The sequence below is a fragment of the Fulvivirga sp. genome (assembly GCF_040218215.1).
Lineage (GTDB): Bacteria > Bacteroidota > Bacteroidia > Cytophagales > Cyclobacteriaceae > Fulvivirga.
Genome location: NZ_JAVJQL010000008.1, coordinates 107,571 through 124,427, shown reverse-complemented (window position 1 = coordinate 124,427; position 16,857 = coordinate 107,571). Strand labels below are relative to the sequence as shown.

Here is a 16,857-nt window from a genome sequence, read left to right as displayed (position 1 = left end):
CTATTCTTTAAAAATCCTATCCCCCAAACTAAGTTATAAATTTATTCTGCCGATATTTTTCTAGTCCGGAATGGCTAACAAAGGTATTTCTGTATGATAGATTAGTTTTTTGCTATGGCTCTTGTTAAATAAAGAGTAGAAAAAGCCGTGCTTTCTGGGTATTAGGGCCAACATATCTATTTTCTTCTCCCTGATGTAGCTGTTTATACCTTCTTCCATGTCTTTATTGATGATGAAATGAAAGTGATGCGTAATGTTTTTAAAATGCTGATTTACACTTTTAGCCTCTGCTATTTCCTCTTCAGTAATAATTTCTTTATCGCTAATATGTACCAGGTGAATATTGCTTCTGAAGATTCTGTTAAAAAATTTTAGCACGTCAACTGTACTGCTGTTTAATGCTTTGTAGTCGGTAGCCAAAGCTATATCCTGAATAGCCCTATAGCTCGCATTTTGAGGTATAACCAATACGGGATGTTTGGAATTTTTGGTAATTACATGAGTATTAGTACCCAATACAATCTCATTAATACCATGTGCCCCTTTGGTGCCCATCACAATGAGGTCAATGGATAATTCGTCAGCCATAGTAGCAACAGCATCTTCTATAAGGGCATTTTTATGCACATAGTAGTGAGGGACTTCTTTAAGTTCAGGTAGTTTATTGATCTGATTAGTAAATTCCAGTTCAACTTCATGCTCCTGTTCTTCAATCAGGTCTTCTGCAATAGCAGAAATGGTCATTTCTCCATAAGTAACAGGCAACTTATAGGCATTTAACAAAATTAAGTCCGTTGCATTAATATCTTTTGCAAGGCGTGCGGCATAGCGTATAGCATTTTCGGCACACTCTGAAAAATCTGTGGGTACTAATATGCGCTTGATCATGACGGTGAAAGTTTAGTAAGAGTTCCCCCGCCAAGGGGGGAACTCTTTAAAGTGTTAATGAACAGCAATAGCCTTTTTAGTCAATTTGGCTACTTCTGGTTTTTTAGGAAGATCGAGCTTTAGAATACCATCCTTGTAAGAAGCTTCAATTTTATCTACTTCTACAGATTCAGGTAAAATAAAGGCTCTTGAGAATGAATTATAGCTGAATTCCTTTCTGGTGTAGTTTTCGTTAACTTCTTCTTTCTCATCTTTCTTTTCAGAACTGATGGTCAGTTTGTTGTTAACAATATCAACTTTAAAGTCATCCCTTTTCATGCCGGGGGCGGCCAGTTCAATTTTGAACTCTTTGTCATCTTCAATAACATTGGCAGATGGCATTTTTGTCCATCCATTTGCCCAGTCAAGGTTCATCATACGATTGTCCTCGAAGAAGTCATTGAACAGGGTGCTTACGCCCTGAAATACCGATGGTTTTTCTAATGATTTCATATTAACCTCCTGATTTAAAAGTTGTTAATTATAACTTAAATATCATCTATACCTTTCATGATTCACATGACCCTAATCATGCTTCTGGGTGAGAATTATCAGCGTATCGATACAAAATATTGGGTAATATCACCTCATAAAAATTACCTGAGTAAGGTCATTTTGTGGGATGAGTTGTGTCATGACAATAGTCTCGGATGAAGTATAATTTTATCGAAAAAAGTAATTATGAATACACCAAGTCAGTTAAAAATACATCATGAGCATCAAAAATGGGATTCTGATATTAACATGTGGCACCATGATATGAAAATGTGGCTGGATGAATTAAAATCCCTTAGAGATGCATTGCTGCATGTAGAAGTATTTGTTGATAATCATGAAGACATGTTGAATAATCACATCAGGGAGTTTACCACTCATGGCAATGAACTAAAGATGCATGAGCGTTTTATGGGACTATCAGATAATATTTTAAAGTTAAGGCACCTTGAAGAGAGCTACAGGCATGAGCAGTTGATTGAAAACCATAACAGGCTAAAAATTTATCAGCACACACTAATGATTTTAACCAAAGAGTTTAAGGAAAGGCTCGAGCGCATGCTGGAGTCCAGTTCTGAAGTAAACGAGTAAAGCTTATTCAATAATGTACGATGCCTTCGGATCGATGAAATTGATAATAATCAATTTTAATCGTGACGGCCATCACAAGACATTATAGGTGATAGGACTACTTTTAAACTAGAAATTTAAATAACAAAGCCATGTTACTATTAAAAATAAAAAACAGCCTTTTTCATCGGTTTGGCAATCGTTACGGATCCTTATTTGATGGCAACCACTTTCTGGGTCGAAATTCATTTGACGATAATTGGCTAACAAAGGATAAACCTAAGGCCAAAAGGAAGTTAAGGAAAGCAAAGCCTGAGGACAAGTGAATATTTTAACTGCTACCGGATGAAAGTTTTAATTCCTACAGATTTAACGGGCAATTCTGATGCAACTATTGCAATGGCCTTTGACATTACTGCACACCTGTGCGAAAGCATCACTTTTCTTCACCTTATGAATCTGCCACAGTATTTTATGCAGCTGACAGATGCCGAAAGAAAAACCCAGCACCCAGAGGTGAATGTTGATTTTGAGGAAGCGACCCATAAGCTGAAAGCACTGGTTGAAGAAAGCGCTGAAAAGGGGATTGAAGCTAATTTCTTTATTGGCAGCGTAAAGGATAAGGAAGATATTGCTAACCTGGCCAATGACAAGTTTTACAACTTGATTATAATGAGTTCTTTGTTTGTAGATGGTAATAAAAACAGGCCTTCCGGATATTGGATGAGGGAAGTGATCAGGCATACATCAGTTCCGGTGCTCGCTGTAAAAAATGTAGTCAAAAATCAGATACAAAACGTGGCTCTACTTTCTGATTTTAATAACGAATACCTTACTAATAAGGACTGGATCAATGACTTTGTAATTAAAATGAATGCAAAATTGCATTTGTGCTGCATCAATACACCTTCTATGTTTTTCGATTATAGAACAATGAAAAGTCGAATGGATAATTTTAAAAGGGCATTTGAATTTGATACTACAGAGGTTATTTATAACGATTACCAATTTGATACTGGTGTGAAACACCTTTCTGAGGATTTAAACCTTGATATGATTATTATGAATACTCATGGCCGAAAGGGAATGGATCATTTTGGCAGGGGAGGCATCACAGAACAAATAGTAGAAAGACTGGATACACCAATTTTGTGCTTACCGCTCTTAGATGTGAGCCAAACGATTAATGTGTGATCAGTTCAATCTTTCAAGCCAAATTTATAGACTGTTTTACTGTAAAAACGGCCGTCTTTTTTGAGTGTAGTGCTGGGGAAGCCTGGTTGGTTCGGAGAATCAGGGTAGTGCTGGGTTTCCAAACACAAAGCTTGGTGCTGCTGGAATGGTGCCACTAAATGATTGCCAGTATAGAGCTGAACACCAGGTTCCGTGGAAAATACCTGCATGCTAATGCCTGTTGCTTTAGAACTCACTTGAGCCATTTTCTTAAATTCTGAACTTTCAAATGCATAGCAATGATCAAAACCGATAGCTGAATTATCAGAGCTTTTATAGTCTTCAATCGCTTTTCCTAAGTTTCTCTTGCGCAGAAAGTCAAAAGGAGTATCTGACACATCTTGCAGCACTCCAGTCGGAATTTGATCTGCATTTACAGCAACCAGTTTGTCTGTTTCAATTTGGATGTCATGATCTGCAATGGTATTATCCATAGACCCTGATAAATTGAAGTAGCTGTGGTTGGTCAGGTTGATAACAGTTTCCTGATCAGTGGTGGCACTATATTCAATCAGCAACTCACTGGCATCTGTTAATTCGTATGTTACTGTCACATCCAAATTGCCAGGATATCCTTCTTCCATATGTTTACTGGCATATTCAAGCATCAATTTATTGTCTGCAACTTTAGTGACTTGCCAATAGACTTTATCAAATCCCTTTTCACCACCATGCAGATGGTTCTTGCCATTATTAATGGCCAATTGATAGGCCTTTCCGTCAATGGTTAATTTCCCTTCAGCAATTCTGTTGGCAAACCTTCCTGCAATACAACCCAGGAAAAAACTATCAGTTAGGTAATCGGAAATATCTGTATAACCTAAAACCACATTGGTCAATTGACCTTTTTTATCTGATACCAGCAATTCTGTGATAATTCCACCCAGATTAATTGCCTTCAATACCATCTGCTGGTTAGCTATTTCGAAGGTTTGTAAAGAGGACATATAGTACTAATATATTTAAAAACCAGTTCGAATTAAACCAGTTGCCTTAATATTTGTCCTACACCATCTTCCTCATTACTGGCGGTGGTGTAGTTGGCAATTTTCTTAATTTCTTCATGGGCATTTTCCATGGCGTAGCTGTACTTACCAAGTGCCATCATTTCTATATCGTTCATAAAATCACCAAATACCATGGTTTGATCATAGCCGATGTTTAGCAACTTTTGCAGTTTACCTAGTGCTACGCCTTTATTGGCTTCTTTGTGAGAAAGATCCAGCCAGCGATCTCCGGAAACTTTAACCTGCAGGGTTCCTTCCAAATGCTTGAAATGCGGATAGCTGTTCTTTTCTGAGCCCACAAAGTCACAAATGGCAATCTTAAGAAAATCATCGTCTTTTACGTCTAACAGGTTTTTTACAATCTTTCTCCGGCTATAATACTGGGTCATTTGCTTTATAAAATCTGGTGCCTCCTCATCTACATAAGCATAGTTTTTGCCGCATAAAATAGGGTAGGAGTCTTTTATTTTCCGGGCGATCTCTATTTGCTCAAAGACTACTTCAGGAGCCATCGCCTGCACATGCAAGTCCTGCCCCTTATGCACCATGTAGCTGCCATTATCTCCAATAAAATACATATCGTCATGCAAGTCTGGAAATACCTCAAGCAGGTTGTAATATTGTCTGCCACTGGCGGCTACGAAATGAATACCTTTCGCTTTGAGCTTCTCGAATATTTGATAAAAATCGACACTTAATTGATGCTTACTGTTTAGTAATGTGCCATCCATGTCAGAGACTACTAGCTTAACCTGATTAAAATCCATGTATTGTATAAAGTGTTTTAATTATGTTTTATTTGACTGTGAAAGCTCTTTATATAGCTGGCAGGGTTTTGTCCTACTATTTTTTTGAACTGACTATTGAAATATGTTGCACTTTGAAACCCAACCTGATAGGCAATTTCGCCCACAGCCAGGTTCTTTTCAATTAACAAGTCGCAAGCTTGGGATATTCTATATTGATTTAAAAATAAACTAAAGGTTTTGTTTGTCGCCCTTTTAAAAAACCTGCAGAAAGAAGGTACTGTCATGTTAACAATATCGGCCATCTCATCAATGGTTATGGACTTCTGATAGTTATCACTCACATGATCGTATATGGCATTGATCCTTTCCTGATCATAAGGGTTAGGAAGGGTAGGCTTATGAAAGGTACTTAACGTTTTAAGGTCTTCAGTTTGAGATAGGTTTTGCAAGACATGAAGCAAGGTTAAGAGTCTTTCAAAACCTCGTTTCTCTGATATACCGTTGATAGCATCAAACAACTGGTCTTTTACATCATGCCCAAATGTCAAACCATGCTGAGCCTTGTTTAGAAGTTGATTAATGCTTTTAAATTCTGTTTTATCAAACAATTCTGTGCCCAGGAATTCGCGTTTAAACTGAATGACAATTTCCTTATTGTCAGCATAAATGGCGTTGCTGAAAGAAGCATGAGGAACATAGGCTCCAAGAAGGATGAGGTCACCGTCAGAATAATGGGTGATGCTGTTGCCAACATGACGTTTGCCATGGCCGTTTTTTATCAGTACAAGCTCAATTTCAGGGTGAACATGCCAATTAGAAATGTGGCAGGCAGAGTTATTATCAAAAACTTGTACAGTGAATGAACTTCCAAAACTTGGGTCTATTTTTTCAAATACTGGCTTCAATCTTTCAACTATTTAATTGTTGTGCTATTTTAACGTTATTAATGTAAAAATTAACATTCAGGGTAATATAGTTAAATAATGTGATAATGTAGCATAATGGGTATATTGTACGTGCGGCTAACTTTGCCTCATGATTAAAAAACTAAAACTCTACATCAGCAATCCTAAGCACATGGCAGTGGGACTATGCTTTTTATTGTTGAGTACTTTATTTGCCTTATGGATCACCAGAATACCAGAAGTAAAGGAGGTCTTGGGACTATCTGAAGGCGACCTTGGTTCGGCCCTGTTTTTTACGCCTCTGGGAGCTATCATATCAATGCTGTTAAGCTCTAACCTGATAAAGTGGAAAGGTGAGGGGAAATCAACGGTTTTAGCATTAATATTTTTTGGTGTCACTATGGTTACACCTCTGTTTGCCTATGATTTCATTACACTTTGTGTGGCCTTGTTTTTAGTTGGGTTTTCAATGGGTTGGGTCGATATTTCTATGAATGCAGTAGCCAACACCATAGAAAAGGAAGATGGTGTTAAAATAATGAGTACCAGTCATGGGTTTTTCAGTTTAGGTGGAATAATAGGAGGCACCATCGGAGGCATATTGGCTGGTCTGGAATCTGATGGTATGATACAAATGATTGCGGCATTTGTAGTGCTAGTGATTATAGTTTTGCTGGTAATTAGTCCGAAGATCAGACATATAAATGATGACTCCAACAAGGAGGGGCATGTTATCTTTTCATTTCCGGGCAAATCACTTATAGGTTTAGCCGTTATCGCTTTTTGTATTATGCTTGGTGAAGGCGCTATTACCGACTGGAGTACTGTTTATTTAAGCAACAACCTTAGCTCAGGCCCTGCATTGGCGGGTTTTGGGTTTGCTGCTTTTTCCGCCACAATGACTATTGGCAGGTTTAACGGAGACTATATGATAGAAAAGTTTACTAGTGGTACCGTTGTAAAGGCTGGTTTGGTTATGGCTTTTGCAGGACTTCTTTTACTGTTTGCCAAGAGCATTGCTTTAGCACTACTCGGCTTCGCAATGATTGGTTTTGGGTACAGTACTGTTATTCCTATTTTATTCACGCAAGCCTCAAAGAAAGAAGATGTTTCACCCGCCAGAGGATTAGCTTCAGTAGCTACTTTGGGTTATTTCGGTTTTCTATTAGGCCCTGTAATTATTGGCTGGAGTGCCGAGATTATCGGACTAACCCTCAGCTTTGGCATTTTAGCAGCACTTACATTAGTGGCTTTTATGGTGGTGATAAGAAAGGCCGCTGTTTAGTTGATGCTAACAATTAGTTTAAGCAATTCAGACCACCTATTGAGTATAAATTCAAAAATCTATTAGATTAGCTTGATAATAAAATATAAAGCCCCCTTTGGTCTAGGTGTTACCTGTAAGCAGAAAAACTATACCCTTGAAAAAAATCGGACAGTTATTCAAACCAACTGCAGAAAAGAGTTTATTTTCCAATAATTTTTATTCGATGTTCTTTTCCCCAATCAGTTAAATTATTAATAATAGTTTGCAACGTCTTTCCGTGTTCGGTAAGCTGATATTGAACAGTTATAGGATGTGTTTCTAAAACAGTTCGTTTTATTAACTGATTTATTTCAAGTTCCTTCAACTCTTTACTCAACATTTTATTGGAAATACCATTAATATCATTTAAAATATCAGAAAATCTTCTTTTGCTATAATAACAAATAGACGATATAATCTGTATTTTCCATTTTCCACGTAGCACGTCCATTGCATCTTGAATTGCCATCATTTCTTTTTTGTGTTCGCCCTGATTAAATTCTTTACACTCCATAATAAGTTACTTTGTTACCTAAAAGTTACTGTTACTTTTTGTTACAAAGTAACTAAAATAAATTATTGCTTTCTAACTTCGAACCGCAAACATTAAATAATATCAAAATGAATTTAACAAATAAGAACGTAGTTATCACAGGCGGTAGTAATGGAATTGGTTTAGCAACAGCAAAAGCATTTATAAATGCAGGTGCAAGTGTTTGGATAACAGGTAGAAATACAGACAATCTAGGAAACGCATCAACACAAATTAACAATCCGAAATTGAAAACCATAGTATCTGACACTTCAAATTTGGCAGGTATTGAGTTTTTAGAAAAAGCAATTGCTAAAAATGGCGAAAAGTTGGACATTTTATTCGTGAATGCAGGGATCGCCAAATTTTCACCTATTGCACAAGCGACAGAAGCTGATTTTGATGCACAATTCAATACCAATGTAAAAGGTGCTTATTTTACATTGCAAAAATTACTTCCACATTTGGCAGATGGCGCTACAGTATTGTTTACTTCATCAACCAATGCAAGTTCTTCTTCGCTAGGATCCAGCATATATTCTGCAACTAAAGGGGCGTTAAACAAAATTGCCCAAATTGCATCAAATGAATTGGCTGAAAGAAAAATTAGAGTGAATATCGTTAGTCCTGGGCCAACTGAAACACCTGGATTAGAAAATGCCATACCACAAGGAGCGAAAGAATATTTAGCTTCCATTACTGCTCTGCAGCGATTGGGGGACCCTGATGAAATAGCCAAAGTAGTCTTGTTCTTGGCTTCTGACAATGCTAGTTTTATTACTGGAACAGAGATAAAAGTTGATGGTGGACTTCTCAATTTTGCTATGAAATAAATATCGTCTTTTGAGATCTTGGAAATCATGGAAGATTTATTATTACGAATAGCACAAGACAACAGAGACCTTTCCTAGGCTAGAGTCCCGGTAGTCTGGGCTCATTTCATTACGATGAGTATTTCATCTATATGGTTGACCCAAACCTTATATTCAAACCAAAATTGGAACAATTGAATTAAAATAAATCAATGTAAATAACAGATAAAAACAATTTTATGAAAATAGATAAAACAAAAATTATGCTTGCAGTATTGACTATTGCATTGTGCTTAACCGCTTGCAAACAGGGTGGTAATAAAAGAACTAATCCAAATGAAAAGCTTAGTGCAGAAAGTTCTAGAGATAATCTAAAGGATTTTTACCTTAAATATGTTGAAGCTGCCAATTCACGTGATTTTGAAACGATTTCAAACATGATCAATGATGACGTTGTTCTCAAAGGGAAACCATCTAAAAAAGAGGAATCTATTGCAGGTTTCAAACAGGTCATAAGTACTTTTCCAGATCATAAGTGGCATATTGAAGATCTATTTATAGATGGCGATAGAATAGCTGTGAGATTGCGTAATACAGGAACTCCTAAAAAAACAACTTCCTTTGGCAAGAATCCAAATGAGATATCGGTAGAGTACACAGAATATGCATCCTATAAAGTTGTTGATGGAAAATTTATCGAAATGTGGTATTTGATTGATGACTTAGGCATTCGAGAACAATTAATAAAATAATGACAAGCCGGCAAAGCGCAGTGCCTTTTGCCCAAACGTATTAAAAATTGGCGACCTCATTCCAAGCAGGTTATAACTCAAACTACGGACAAGGAAAAATGCAAGATACATTTTCCTCTCCAACTTTGGGTGCTGTAATTTGGGGTGCAGAACTTGCTTTTGGTAAAGGAAAAGAAAGAATTAATTTAGTGGAGCCAACAGGGTTCATTAGATCTTTCTGTTATGCTTGATCTGAAAAAGATGAATGACAGTCCCCTACGACAAATACTATCTGACAGAGAATTTATTTGGGAAATCTTACCCTGAATTAATTGAGTTTTTTGCTGAATATCCAAGGAAAGGAAAAGTACTTGATTTAGGTTGTGGACAAGGAAGGGATGCAATTGTTTTGGCTCGACTTGGCTACTCGGTAACTGGAATTGACAACTCAAAAATCGGTATAGATCAAATGAACCAAATTGGGCAAAGAGAAAACTTGGATTTGGTAGGACAAGTCAGAGACATTTTCACTTTTAACGGTTTTAGTGAGTTCGACATTATTCTTATTGACAGTATGTTTCATTTCGCCAAGAAAGACAAGGAAAAAGAAATTGGACTGATAAACAGAATTGTCTCGGAAATAAGAAAAGGAAGTCTGGTTGTAGTTTGCATTCAGGACACAGGATACAAAGTTCGAGCCCTCAACCAAGCAATGGATTTTGATAAAAGATATAAACGATTAGCTGACAAAGAATTCAAGTATGTATTTGAAGACAGCGGCAGCGGATATAAATCTGAGACTAACTACAGGATGATAGTAATTGAAAAATAAGAAAAAGGCAATGGCACCAAAATATGGTTGGTGTTTTTTAGCTGATTATTGTACTATATTGGGATTGTGAATATGAAGAGCAAGTGGGTACTCAGTTCCGCCACGCTTAGTATAGTGTAGAGTTACGTATAGGTTATAACACCACCATGCTGCGCATGGCGGCAACATGGGAAGATTTTGTTTTTCAACTCCCTTCCTGCGAAAGATCGTTTTTTAAAGCTCAGTTAGCCAAACGACCTGTCGCGATCAACCCCTCAGTATGTCGTATTTACACTTTAAGGAAAAGAAATTACCACTTAACTTTGAAATACTAAACAAAGCACTAACACTATGGAACAAGAACTATGGCTGAACTTACCTGTAAAAGATCTGGAAAAAAGCAGGACCTTTTTCACATCCTTAGGCTTTGAATCAACAAGGGACTCTCCTGGAATGATTGGCTTTATCATAGGTAAAGTACCGGTAATGATGGTAGAAGAATCTCAACTGGAACAGTACACCCAACACAAAATATCAGATACATCAAAGGGTAGTGAGTTGCTCATTTCGGTAAGCGCACCTGATAAGGGTTATGTAGATAAGATCACAAAAAAAATCATAAGAGCGGGAGGAACGGTCTATTCAGAACCACAGGAAGTACAGGGATGGATGTATGGTATGGCTATGATTGATCCGGATGGCCATCGATGGAACATCATCTATATGGATTGGGAAAAGATGCCCAAATAAGTAAAATGCAACCGACAGTATAGTACTAGATCATAATTTTAATTCAAATTAAGAAGCATGCTAAAAGACAAAAACGCCTTCAGTTCGTTTACAACCAACAACCTGGAAAAATCCAGGGAATTCTATGAAGGGATTTTAGGACTTAAAGTAGACATGAATGAAATGGGGATTCTGGAGATAACAGCTGGGAAAACCCAGTTTATCATTTACCCGAAAGATAATCATGAGCCTGCGAAGTTTACCGTACTCAATTTTGAGGTGGAGGACATCAAAAAGAGCGTGGACGAATTGGCCAGTAAGGGAATCACTTTTGAGCAATACGATGATCCTATCAAAACAGACAAGCAAGGAATCTTCTGGAGTAACCCCGGGCCAAATATTGCCTGGTTTAAGGATAGTGCAGGAAATATTTTATCCCTGATCGAAGAATAACAATTATTAATTTACTCTGTTCCAGCCATGCAGTGCATGGTGAAGAGTTATGTATAGTTTATAAGACCACCATGCTGAGCATGGCGGCAACATGGGTTTGTATGAGGTGACCCCATCTTGCAATTAGAAAACATTGGCTAACCAGCCCTTCTCCTCAGACCAAACACCCTTACAATCAAATAAACCCATGGGAAACCATGAAATGCTAAATCAAAATAGTCCATAAGCTGCATGCCATTGGCGCCACCAAGTAACCATCTCACTTTACCAAATAAATGAGGTTCTGGAGTAAAAGGCGCCAACCCCAAAGTCAGGCACAAAAGTATTGGTATGTACAAAGTGGATAATTTCGCTTTCATTAGCTTTTGTTGAACTGAAGTTTAAAAGTAGTGCCAACACCTACCTTTGAGTCAAATGTGATGTTTCCGCCCATAAGTTCGGTAAACATTTTAACAATGCTCAACCCCAAACCTGTAGACTGCTCACCACCAGTGGGCTGGGCACTAAGTCGCTGATATTTTTTGAACATTCTCTTTTGGTCTTCCTGGGTAAAGCCAGGGCCGCTGTCTGATACCTGAATCTCTACTTTATCACCAAGATCAACAGCTTTCAATACCACTTTTGTATTGGCGTTGGAGAACTTAATGGCATTTGAAATTAAATTATCGAGAATTTGATTAATGAATACCTCATCACCCATTATGCTCAGGTCGGCATCTATGCTAAAATCAAGTTTTATATGTTTATTGGCTGCAATGGAATCATATTCGCCATGGAGCTCCGTGAAGATTTTGTTGAGATGAATTGGGTTGAGTTTGACATTTAATTCCCTGGATTCAATGGCATCTACATCCAGAATCTTACTGATCATTTCCCTCAGCCTGTTAGATGAGTTTATAACTTGCTGAATAATCTCAATCTGTTCTTTCGAAATCTTTTGCTTGTCCATCAGCAGTATTTCAGCCAAGCCTGCTATTTGATTGATTGGCGACCTTAAATCATGTGCCAATACACGGATAAGGTTATTTTTCTCTTCATTAAGCGTTAAAAGCTCTGCATTGGCCTGTTCTATTTTATGTTGTTGCAGCTCCACCTTCTCTTTGTGGGATTCAAGATTTGATACGGCTGTTTCTTTGCCTTTATAAAGTCTGTAAAAAATGAAAAGGCCAAGTAGGGCACCAATAACAGAGATAATAAGAACATATTGAATGATAGTGTTTTCTTGCAGCTCAAGGGCTCTTTCAAGTAGGAGTTGATTTTGAATCTCTTTCTCTTTATTCAAAAGAATGATCAGCTCATCGGCATTTACATTACTGTCTGAAGAAATACTTTTGATCAACTCATAAATATCATTTTGAAGATATTTCTCAATAATTTCAGACTGGATACTTTCAAAATATGAGCTACTCAGGTACTCATCTACTACAGCCTTCCAGTCGCTGTTGTTTGTCATGATCATCCCATAGCCCTGGCCTTTCATAGGATAAAGGTTTTGTCTTATAATAGGTGCCGTAGGGTTGTCTTTAAGACCTATTAAGTAAAGGGGCAGGTCTATATAAGCAAAGTTGCCAACGCCATCCAGCAGGCCGTTAAGTACAGTCTGGTCACTTGGAATGTTATTGATATTGAATTTTATTCCTAATCGCTTCTGCAAGTCATTCAATCCTTTTTCATAGGTAGTGCCTTCCACCGAAACGGCTGTAAGGCCTGCGAAAACCCTTTTAAATTCCTCTTCACTAAGGATAACCGGAATTTCATTGTTGGACACTAAAACAGCAATGTCCATCATGTAGGATTTCGAAAAAAGGACATCTTTTTTTCTTTGATCGGTGATGGAAAAAGCAGAAATTCCGAAATCACCGCTTTGTCTGCTTGTTTTTATTCGCTCATAGGTACCTTTAAACCCATTTCCCTCGATCCAATTTAATGCAAGCTCAACACCATATTTATCTTTCACATACTGTGAGAAGCCTTGCATCAATTCATATTCAATACCGGTAAGGGAATTGTCAGCGTTTTTGAAGATAAAAGGCGAGGAGACATACCAGTAGAGATCTATTGTGCCTGATTTTTTTTGACGAGTACTCTCCCAGGAGTCAGGTTGTGCCCAGCTAACGAATGTAGATAGTAAAAGTATTAGTAAAAGTAGACGACTAAAGAATCTTTGCATTTAATTGAGTTCTAAATCTTAATTTACCAAATGAAAATTAACTAAAGTAAATCGTTCCTCAAAAATGTAATCAATTGAAGAATTAGCTTAATAACTCATTTGAACATAGTCTCTTTCAAAATCATGAAAACCCCCATAACCAATACAAACCATCCAAAGCCCTTCTTCAACTGAGCGCCATTTACTTTTTTACTGAAAAACATACCAATGAATATTCCCAGACCGGCAAGGGTTGAAATAATTAAAAGAAACGGCCAGTCTATATTTTCTCCAGCCTGAATATCACCAATAAAACCAAGTAGGGATTTAACGGCTATAATGAGCAATGATGTTCCGATAGCCATTTTCATAGGAAGCTTGGCAAATAACACTAATGCCGGAATAATCAGGAACCCTCCACCCGCACCAACTAGGCCAGTGAGCATGCCAACGACTGCACCTTCTATTAATATTGCAATAAAATTTAAATCTGAACTACCATTCTTTCCTTCAACTTCTTCAGTTTTGGATTGTCTGATCATTGAAATAGAGGCTGCCACCATAAGTATGGCAAAAAGCAGAAGAATGCCTGTGTCCTTTGAAAGCGTAAATAAATCTGTTGATAGCCAAACATCAGGTAACCAGGGCATTAGATATCTCCTAGTCAGATATACAGATAAGAAGGCCGGTATAGCAAATATCAATCCTGTTTTGAAATTGACAAGTCCCTGTCGGGCATATTTTATTCCTCCAATAAGCGAACTAAAACCAACTATGAATAAGGAGTAGGCAGTGGCAAGCACTGGGCTTACCCCAAGAAGATACACCAGTACTGGCACGGTAAGAATTGACCCGCCACCTCCAATAAGTCCAAGTGAAACACCAATGGCTACTGCACCAATATATCCTAAAATCTCAATAGCTGTCATGCATTATAATTTGACACAAACATAGATACCCCTTAGCTACAGTTCGGTAACAATTGTTACTTAATGAGGCAGTTTGTTTTTAAGTAAGCCATAAGTAAAAGTACCTGCCGCTGCGGACACAATTACTGCCAACATCATAAGAAAACCATTGCCAAAAAGGATAAACATGGGGCCGGGACATGCGCCTGTAAGTGCCCACCCAAGCCCGAATATTGTTCCTCCATAAAGGTATCTTTTATAGCCTCTTTCTTTCGGCACAATCATAATTTCATGTCCGGAAAGCGATTTTATTTTCAATCTCTTTATTAACTGAATAACAACTATTCCTATTAGTACAGCACTTCCGATAACACCATACATGTGAAAAGATTGAAACTTAAACATTTCATACATTCGGTACCATGAAATTACTTCTGCCTTTGTGAGTATAATACCAAAGAGAATTCCCAGGCCAAAAAACTTGAAGTACTTGCCCATAATCAAAATAGTAAAGGAATAATGAAGTGAGTGGTGATTAAGCCACCAATAAAAAAGCCGATAACGGCAATTAAAGAGGGGAGTTGCAGATTGCTTAATCCACTAATGGCATGCCCTGATGTGCATCCACTGGCATATCTGGTGCCAAAACCAACAAGGAAACCCCCAACAATGATCATAACAAAACCTTGCCAGGTAAAAAGTGACTCAATGCTAAACATTTCAGTCGGAATCATTTCTGCTCCTGGGTTTTTAACGCCTATTGCAACAAGGTCTTCTTTTGTAGACTCACTTATGGCAATGATATTATCGGCTTTTAGCCATTGATTGGCGATAAAACCACCGGCAATGCTGCCTGCCAGAAATACCAGATTCCATGTTTGAGTACGCCAATCGAATTTAAAAAAATCACTGTATTTACCTGCTCCGCTAATGGCACATATAGTTCTGAAATTGGAACTGAGTCCAAAGGACTTTCCAAACCAGAGTAATAAAAACATTATAAATGCTATAGCTGGTCCTGCTACATACCACGGCCATGGCTGCAGGATTGAATTAGTAAAGTACTCCAAATTGTTTTGGTTATTTAAATACTATTTAAGTGTAGATGGACAAACATATGCTGTTTTAGGCACATTGGTCTCAGCAATAGCATTAAAACCACCAGCCACATCTATAAGTTTATGGAAGCCTCTTGATTTTAATATGGAGGCCATAATCATTGACCTGTAACCGCCAGCACAGTGAATATGATATTTCTTGTTTTTGTCTACCTCATTCATTCGCTCGCTCACATAATCTAAGGGTATATTTTCAGCATTTTCAACATGCTCAGCATCATACTCTGTAGGCTTGCGAACATCCATGATATTGATTTCTGATTGTTCATAAGCTTTGGCAAATTCATCTGCACTTATTGAGGTGACAGTATCAGTCTCTTTTTTAGCGTTATTCCAGGCTTTAAAGCCTCCTTCGAGATAACCAAGTGTGTTGTCATAACCCACTCTTGATAGTCGGATAACCACCTCTTCTTCACGCCCTTCATCTGCAATGAATATAATGGGTTGCTGTAAGTCAGGAATAAGTGCTCCAACCCACGGGGCAAAGCTTCCATCTATGCCAATGAAAATGGAATTAGGGATATGACCTTTGGCAAAATCTTCCGGTTTTCTTGTGTCTAGCACTAAAGCTCCTTCATGGTTGGCATAGGCCTCGAAATCTTCGACTGACAAAGCAACTTTGCCTTTTTCAAGAATAGTATCTAGGCTTTCGACTCCAGTTTTATTCAGCATGGCATTCTTAGCAAAATACTGTGGTGGAGGTAATATGCCGGTAGTCACTTCTTTTATAAACTCATCTTTGGTCATATCCGCTCTTAGCGCGTAGTTTACTTTTTTCTGATTGCCTAATAGGTCATGCGTCTCTTTACTCATGTTTTTGCCGCAGGCAGAGCCAGCACCATGAGCAGGGTAAACAATAACATCATCAGGCAAAGTCATTACTTTGTTTCTGAGACTATCATAAAGCATTCCTGCCAGATCCTCTTGGGTTAAATCTGATTTAATGGCCAAATCTGGTCTGCCTACATCTCCTATAAATAATGTGTCACCGCTGAAAAGGGAATGCTCCTTACCATTTTCATCTATTAATAAATAGCAAGAACTCTCAGGTGTGTGACCTGGTGTATGAAGGACTTTTATTTTTATGTCACCCAGTTCAAATATTTCATCATCCTTTGCTTCATGTATGTCATAGGAAGTTTTGGCTCCTGGGCCGTAAACAATTTCAGCTCCGGTTTTTTCCGCCAAATCAACATGTCCGGAAACAAAGTCGGCATGAAAATGAGTTTCAAAAATGTATTTGATCTTAGCATTTTGCTCAGCTGCCCTTTTAATATAAACATCTGTTTCACGAAGCGGGTCAATAATGGCCACTTCACCTTTGCTTTCTATATAATATGCTCCCTGTGCTAAGCAACCTGTATATATCTGATCTATCTTCATCGTATTAAAATTTATAACACAAATATAGGCCTTACCTTT

21 protein-coding genes are annotated in these 16,857 nt (G+C 37.8%); 9 read left to right on the top strand and 12 right to left on the bottom strand.

Annotated features, from left to right (window positions below):
• Positions 1–60: 60 nt before the first annotated feature.
• Both RIB54_RS02730 and RIB54_RS02725 read right to left on the bottom strand, forming a co-directional pair.
• The gene (locus RIB54_RS02730; RefSeq protein ID WP_350099164.1) at positions 61–888 is read right to left on the bottom strand and encodes a universal stress protein; all 828 of its coding nucleotides are present in this window, start codon (positions 886–888) and stop codon (positions 61–63) included.
• 54 nt (positions 889–942) lie between these two features.
• Positions 943–1,380, bottom strand: a complete 438-nt coding sequence (locus RIB54_RS02725; protein WP_350063842.1) for an Hsp20/alpha crystallin family protein — start codon at positions 1,378–1,380, stop codon at positions 943–945.
• 228 nt (positions 1,381–1,608) lie between these two features.
• Here RIB54_RS02725 and RIB54_RS02720 point away from each other — a divergent pair, with 228 nt between their 5' ends.
• Entirely contained in the window at positions 1,609–2,013 is a 405-nt protein-coding gene (locus RIB54_RS02720) for a hypothetical protein (protein ID WP_350099163.1), read from the top strand.
• Between the two features lie 324 nt (positions 2,014–2,337).
• Positions 2,338–3,186, top strand: coding sequence for a universal stress protein (locus tag RIB54_RS02715; protein ID WP_350099162.1), 849 nt, complete (start codon positions 2,338–2,340; stop codon positions 3,184–3,186).
• 5 nt (positions 3,187–3,191) lie between these two features.
• On the opposite strand, the gene RIB54_RS02710 is transcribed toward RIB54_RS02715, so the two are convergent.
• Genes RIB54_RS02710 through RIB54_RS02700 form a run of 3 tightly spaced genes read right to left on the bottom strand, consistent with a single transcriptional unit; the run spans position 3,192 to position 5,886 of the window.
• Entirely contained in the window at positions 3,192–4,172 is a 981-nt protein-coding gene (locus RIB54_RS02710) for an aldose epimerase family protein (protein WP_350099161.1), read from the bottom strand.
• Positions 4,173–4,204: 32 nt separating this feature from the next.
• Positions 4,205–4,999: an HAD family hydrolase gene (locus RIB54_RS02705; RefSeq protein ID WP_350099160.1), complete on the bottom strand. Its 795-nt coding sequence runs from the start codon at positions 4,997–4,999 to the stop codon at positions 4,205–4,207.
• Between the two features lie 17 nt (positions 5,000–5,016).
• The gene (locus tag RIB54_RS02700) at positions 5,017–5,886 is read right to left on the bottom strand and encodes an AraC family transcriptional regulator (RefSeq protein ID WP_350099159.1); all 870 of its coding nucleotides are present in this window, start codon (positions 5,884–5,886) and stop codon (positions 5,017–5,019) included.
• Positions 5,887–6,016: 130 nt separating this feature from the next.
• Here RIB54_RS02700 and RIB54_RS02695 point away from each other — a divergent pair, with 130 nt between their 5' ends.
• Positions 6,017–7,171 carry an MFS transporter gene (locus tag RIB54_RS02695; RefSeq protein WP_350099158.1) on the top strand — a complete coding sequence of 385 codons (1,155 nt, stop codon included), beginning with the start codon at positions 6,017–6,019 and terminating at the stop codon, positions 7,169–7,171.
• A gap of 181 nt (positions 7,172–7,352) precedes the next feature.
• Here the strand turns inward: RIB54_RS02695 and RIB54_RS02690 are convergent, their stop codons facing one another.
• Complete coding sequence (locus RIB54_RS02690) at positions 7,353–7,706, bottom strand: winged helix-turn-helix transcriptional regulator (protein ID WP_350099157.1); 354 nt, start codon at positions 7,704–7,706, stop codon at positions 7,353–7,355.
• Between the two features lie 107 nt (positions 7,707–7,813).
• Between RIB54_RS02690 and RIB54_RS02685 the strand changes: the two genes are divergently transcribed.
• The 6 genes from RIB54_RS02685 to RIB54_RS02660 all read left to right on the top strand — a co-directional run bounded on the left by RIB54_RS02685 (position 7,814) and on the right by RIB54_RS02660 (position 11,260).
• On the top strand, positions 7,814–8,557 hold the full coding sequence (locus RIB54_RS02685; RefSeq protein ID WP_350099156.1) for an SDR family oxidoreductase: 744 nt from the start codon (positions 7,814–7,816) through the stop codon (positions 8,555–8,557).
• Positions 8,558–8,775: 218 nt separating this feature from the next.
• Positions 8,776–9,288, top strand: a complete 513-nt coding sequence (locus RIB54_RS02680) for an ester cyclase (protein WP_350099155.1) — start codon at positions 8,776–8,778, stop codon at positions 9,286–9,288.
• Between the two features lie 98 nt (positions 9,289–9,386).
• Positions 9,387–9,518, top strand: a complete 132-nt coding sequence (locus RIB54_RS02675) for an NAD(+)--rifampin ADP-ribosyltransferase (RefSeq protein WP_502879595.1) — start codon at positions 9,387–9,389, stop codon at positions 9,516–9,518.
• A 14-nt stretch (positions 9,519–9,532) separates the two neighbouring features.
• Positions 9,533–10,099, top strand: a complete 567-nt coding sequence (locus RIB54_RS02670) for a class I SAM-dependent methyltransferase (RefSeq protein ID WP_350099153.1) — start codon at positions 9,533–9,535, stop codon at positions 10,097–10,099.
• A gap of 330 nt (positions 10,100–10,429) precedes the next feature.
• Positions 10,430–10,828, top strand: a complete 399-nt coding sequence (locus RIB54_RS02665) for a VOC family protein (protein WP_350099152.1) — start codon at positions 10,430–10,432, stop codon at positions 10,826–10,828.
• Between the two features lie 57 nt (positions 10,829–10,885).
• Positions 10,886–11,260, top strand: coding sequence for a VOC family protein (locus RIB54_RS02660; protein ID WP_350099151.1), 375 nt, complete (start codon positions 10,886–10,888; stop codon positions 11,258–11,260).
• Positions 11,261–11,397: 137 nt separating this feature from the next.
• Here the strand turns inward: RIB54_RS02660 and RIB54_RS02655 are convergent, their stop codons facing one another.
• The 6 genes from RIB54_RS02655 to RIB54_RS02630 form a co-directional block, all read right to left on the bottom strand.
• Positions 11,398–11,619 (bottom strand): hypothetical protein, encoded by a 222-nt coding sequence (locus RIB54_RS02655; RefSeq protein ID WP_350099150.1) that lies wholly within the window; start codon positions 11,617–11,619, stop codon positions 11,398–11,400.
• Positions 11,619–13,430, bottom strand: a complete 1,812-nt coding sequence (locus RIB54_RS02650) for an ATP-binding protein (protein WP_350099149.1) — start codon at positions 13,428–13,430, stop codon at positions 11,619–11,621. Before RIB54_RS02650 ends, RIB54_RS02655 begins: the two co-directional genes overlap by 1 nt.
• A 95-nt stretch (positions 13,431–13,525) precedes the next feature.
• Complete coding sequence (locus RIB54_RS02645) at positions 13,526–14,338, bottom strand: sulfite exporter TauE/SafE family protein (RefSeq protein ID WP_350099148.1); 813 nt, start codon at positions 14,336–14,338, stop codon at positions 13,526–13,528.
• Between the two features lie 60 nt (positions 14,339–14,398).
• A complete protein-coding gene (locus tag RIB54_RS02640) occupies positions 14,399–14,815 on the bottom strand; it encodes a DUF6691 family protein (RefSeq protein WP_350099147.1) in 417 nt (138 codons plus the stop codon).
• Positions 14,816–14,817: 2 nt separating this feature from the next.
• On the bottom strand, positions 14,818–15,387 hold the full coding sequence (locus RIB54_RS02635; RefSeq protein WP_350068512.1) for a YeeE/YedE family protein: 570 nt from the start codon (positions 15,385–15,387) through the stop codon (positions 14,818–14,820).
• Positions 15,388–15,408: 21 nt separating this feature from the next.
• A complete protein-coding gene (locus RIB54_RS02630) occupies positions 15,409–16,818 on the bottom strand; it encodes an MBL fold metallo-hydrolase (RefSeq protein ID WP_350068514.1) in 1,410 nt (469 codons plus the stop codon).
• Positions 16,819–16,857: the final 39 nt, after the last annotated feature.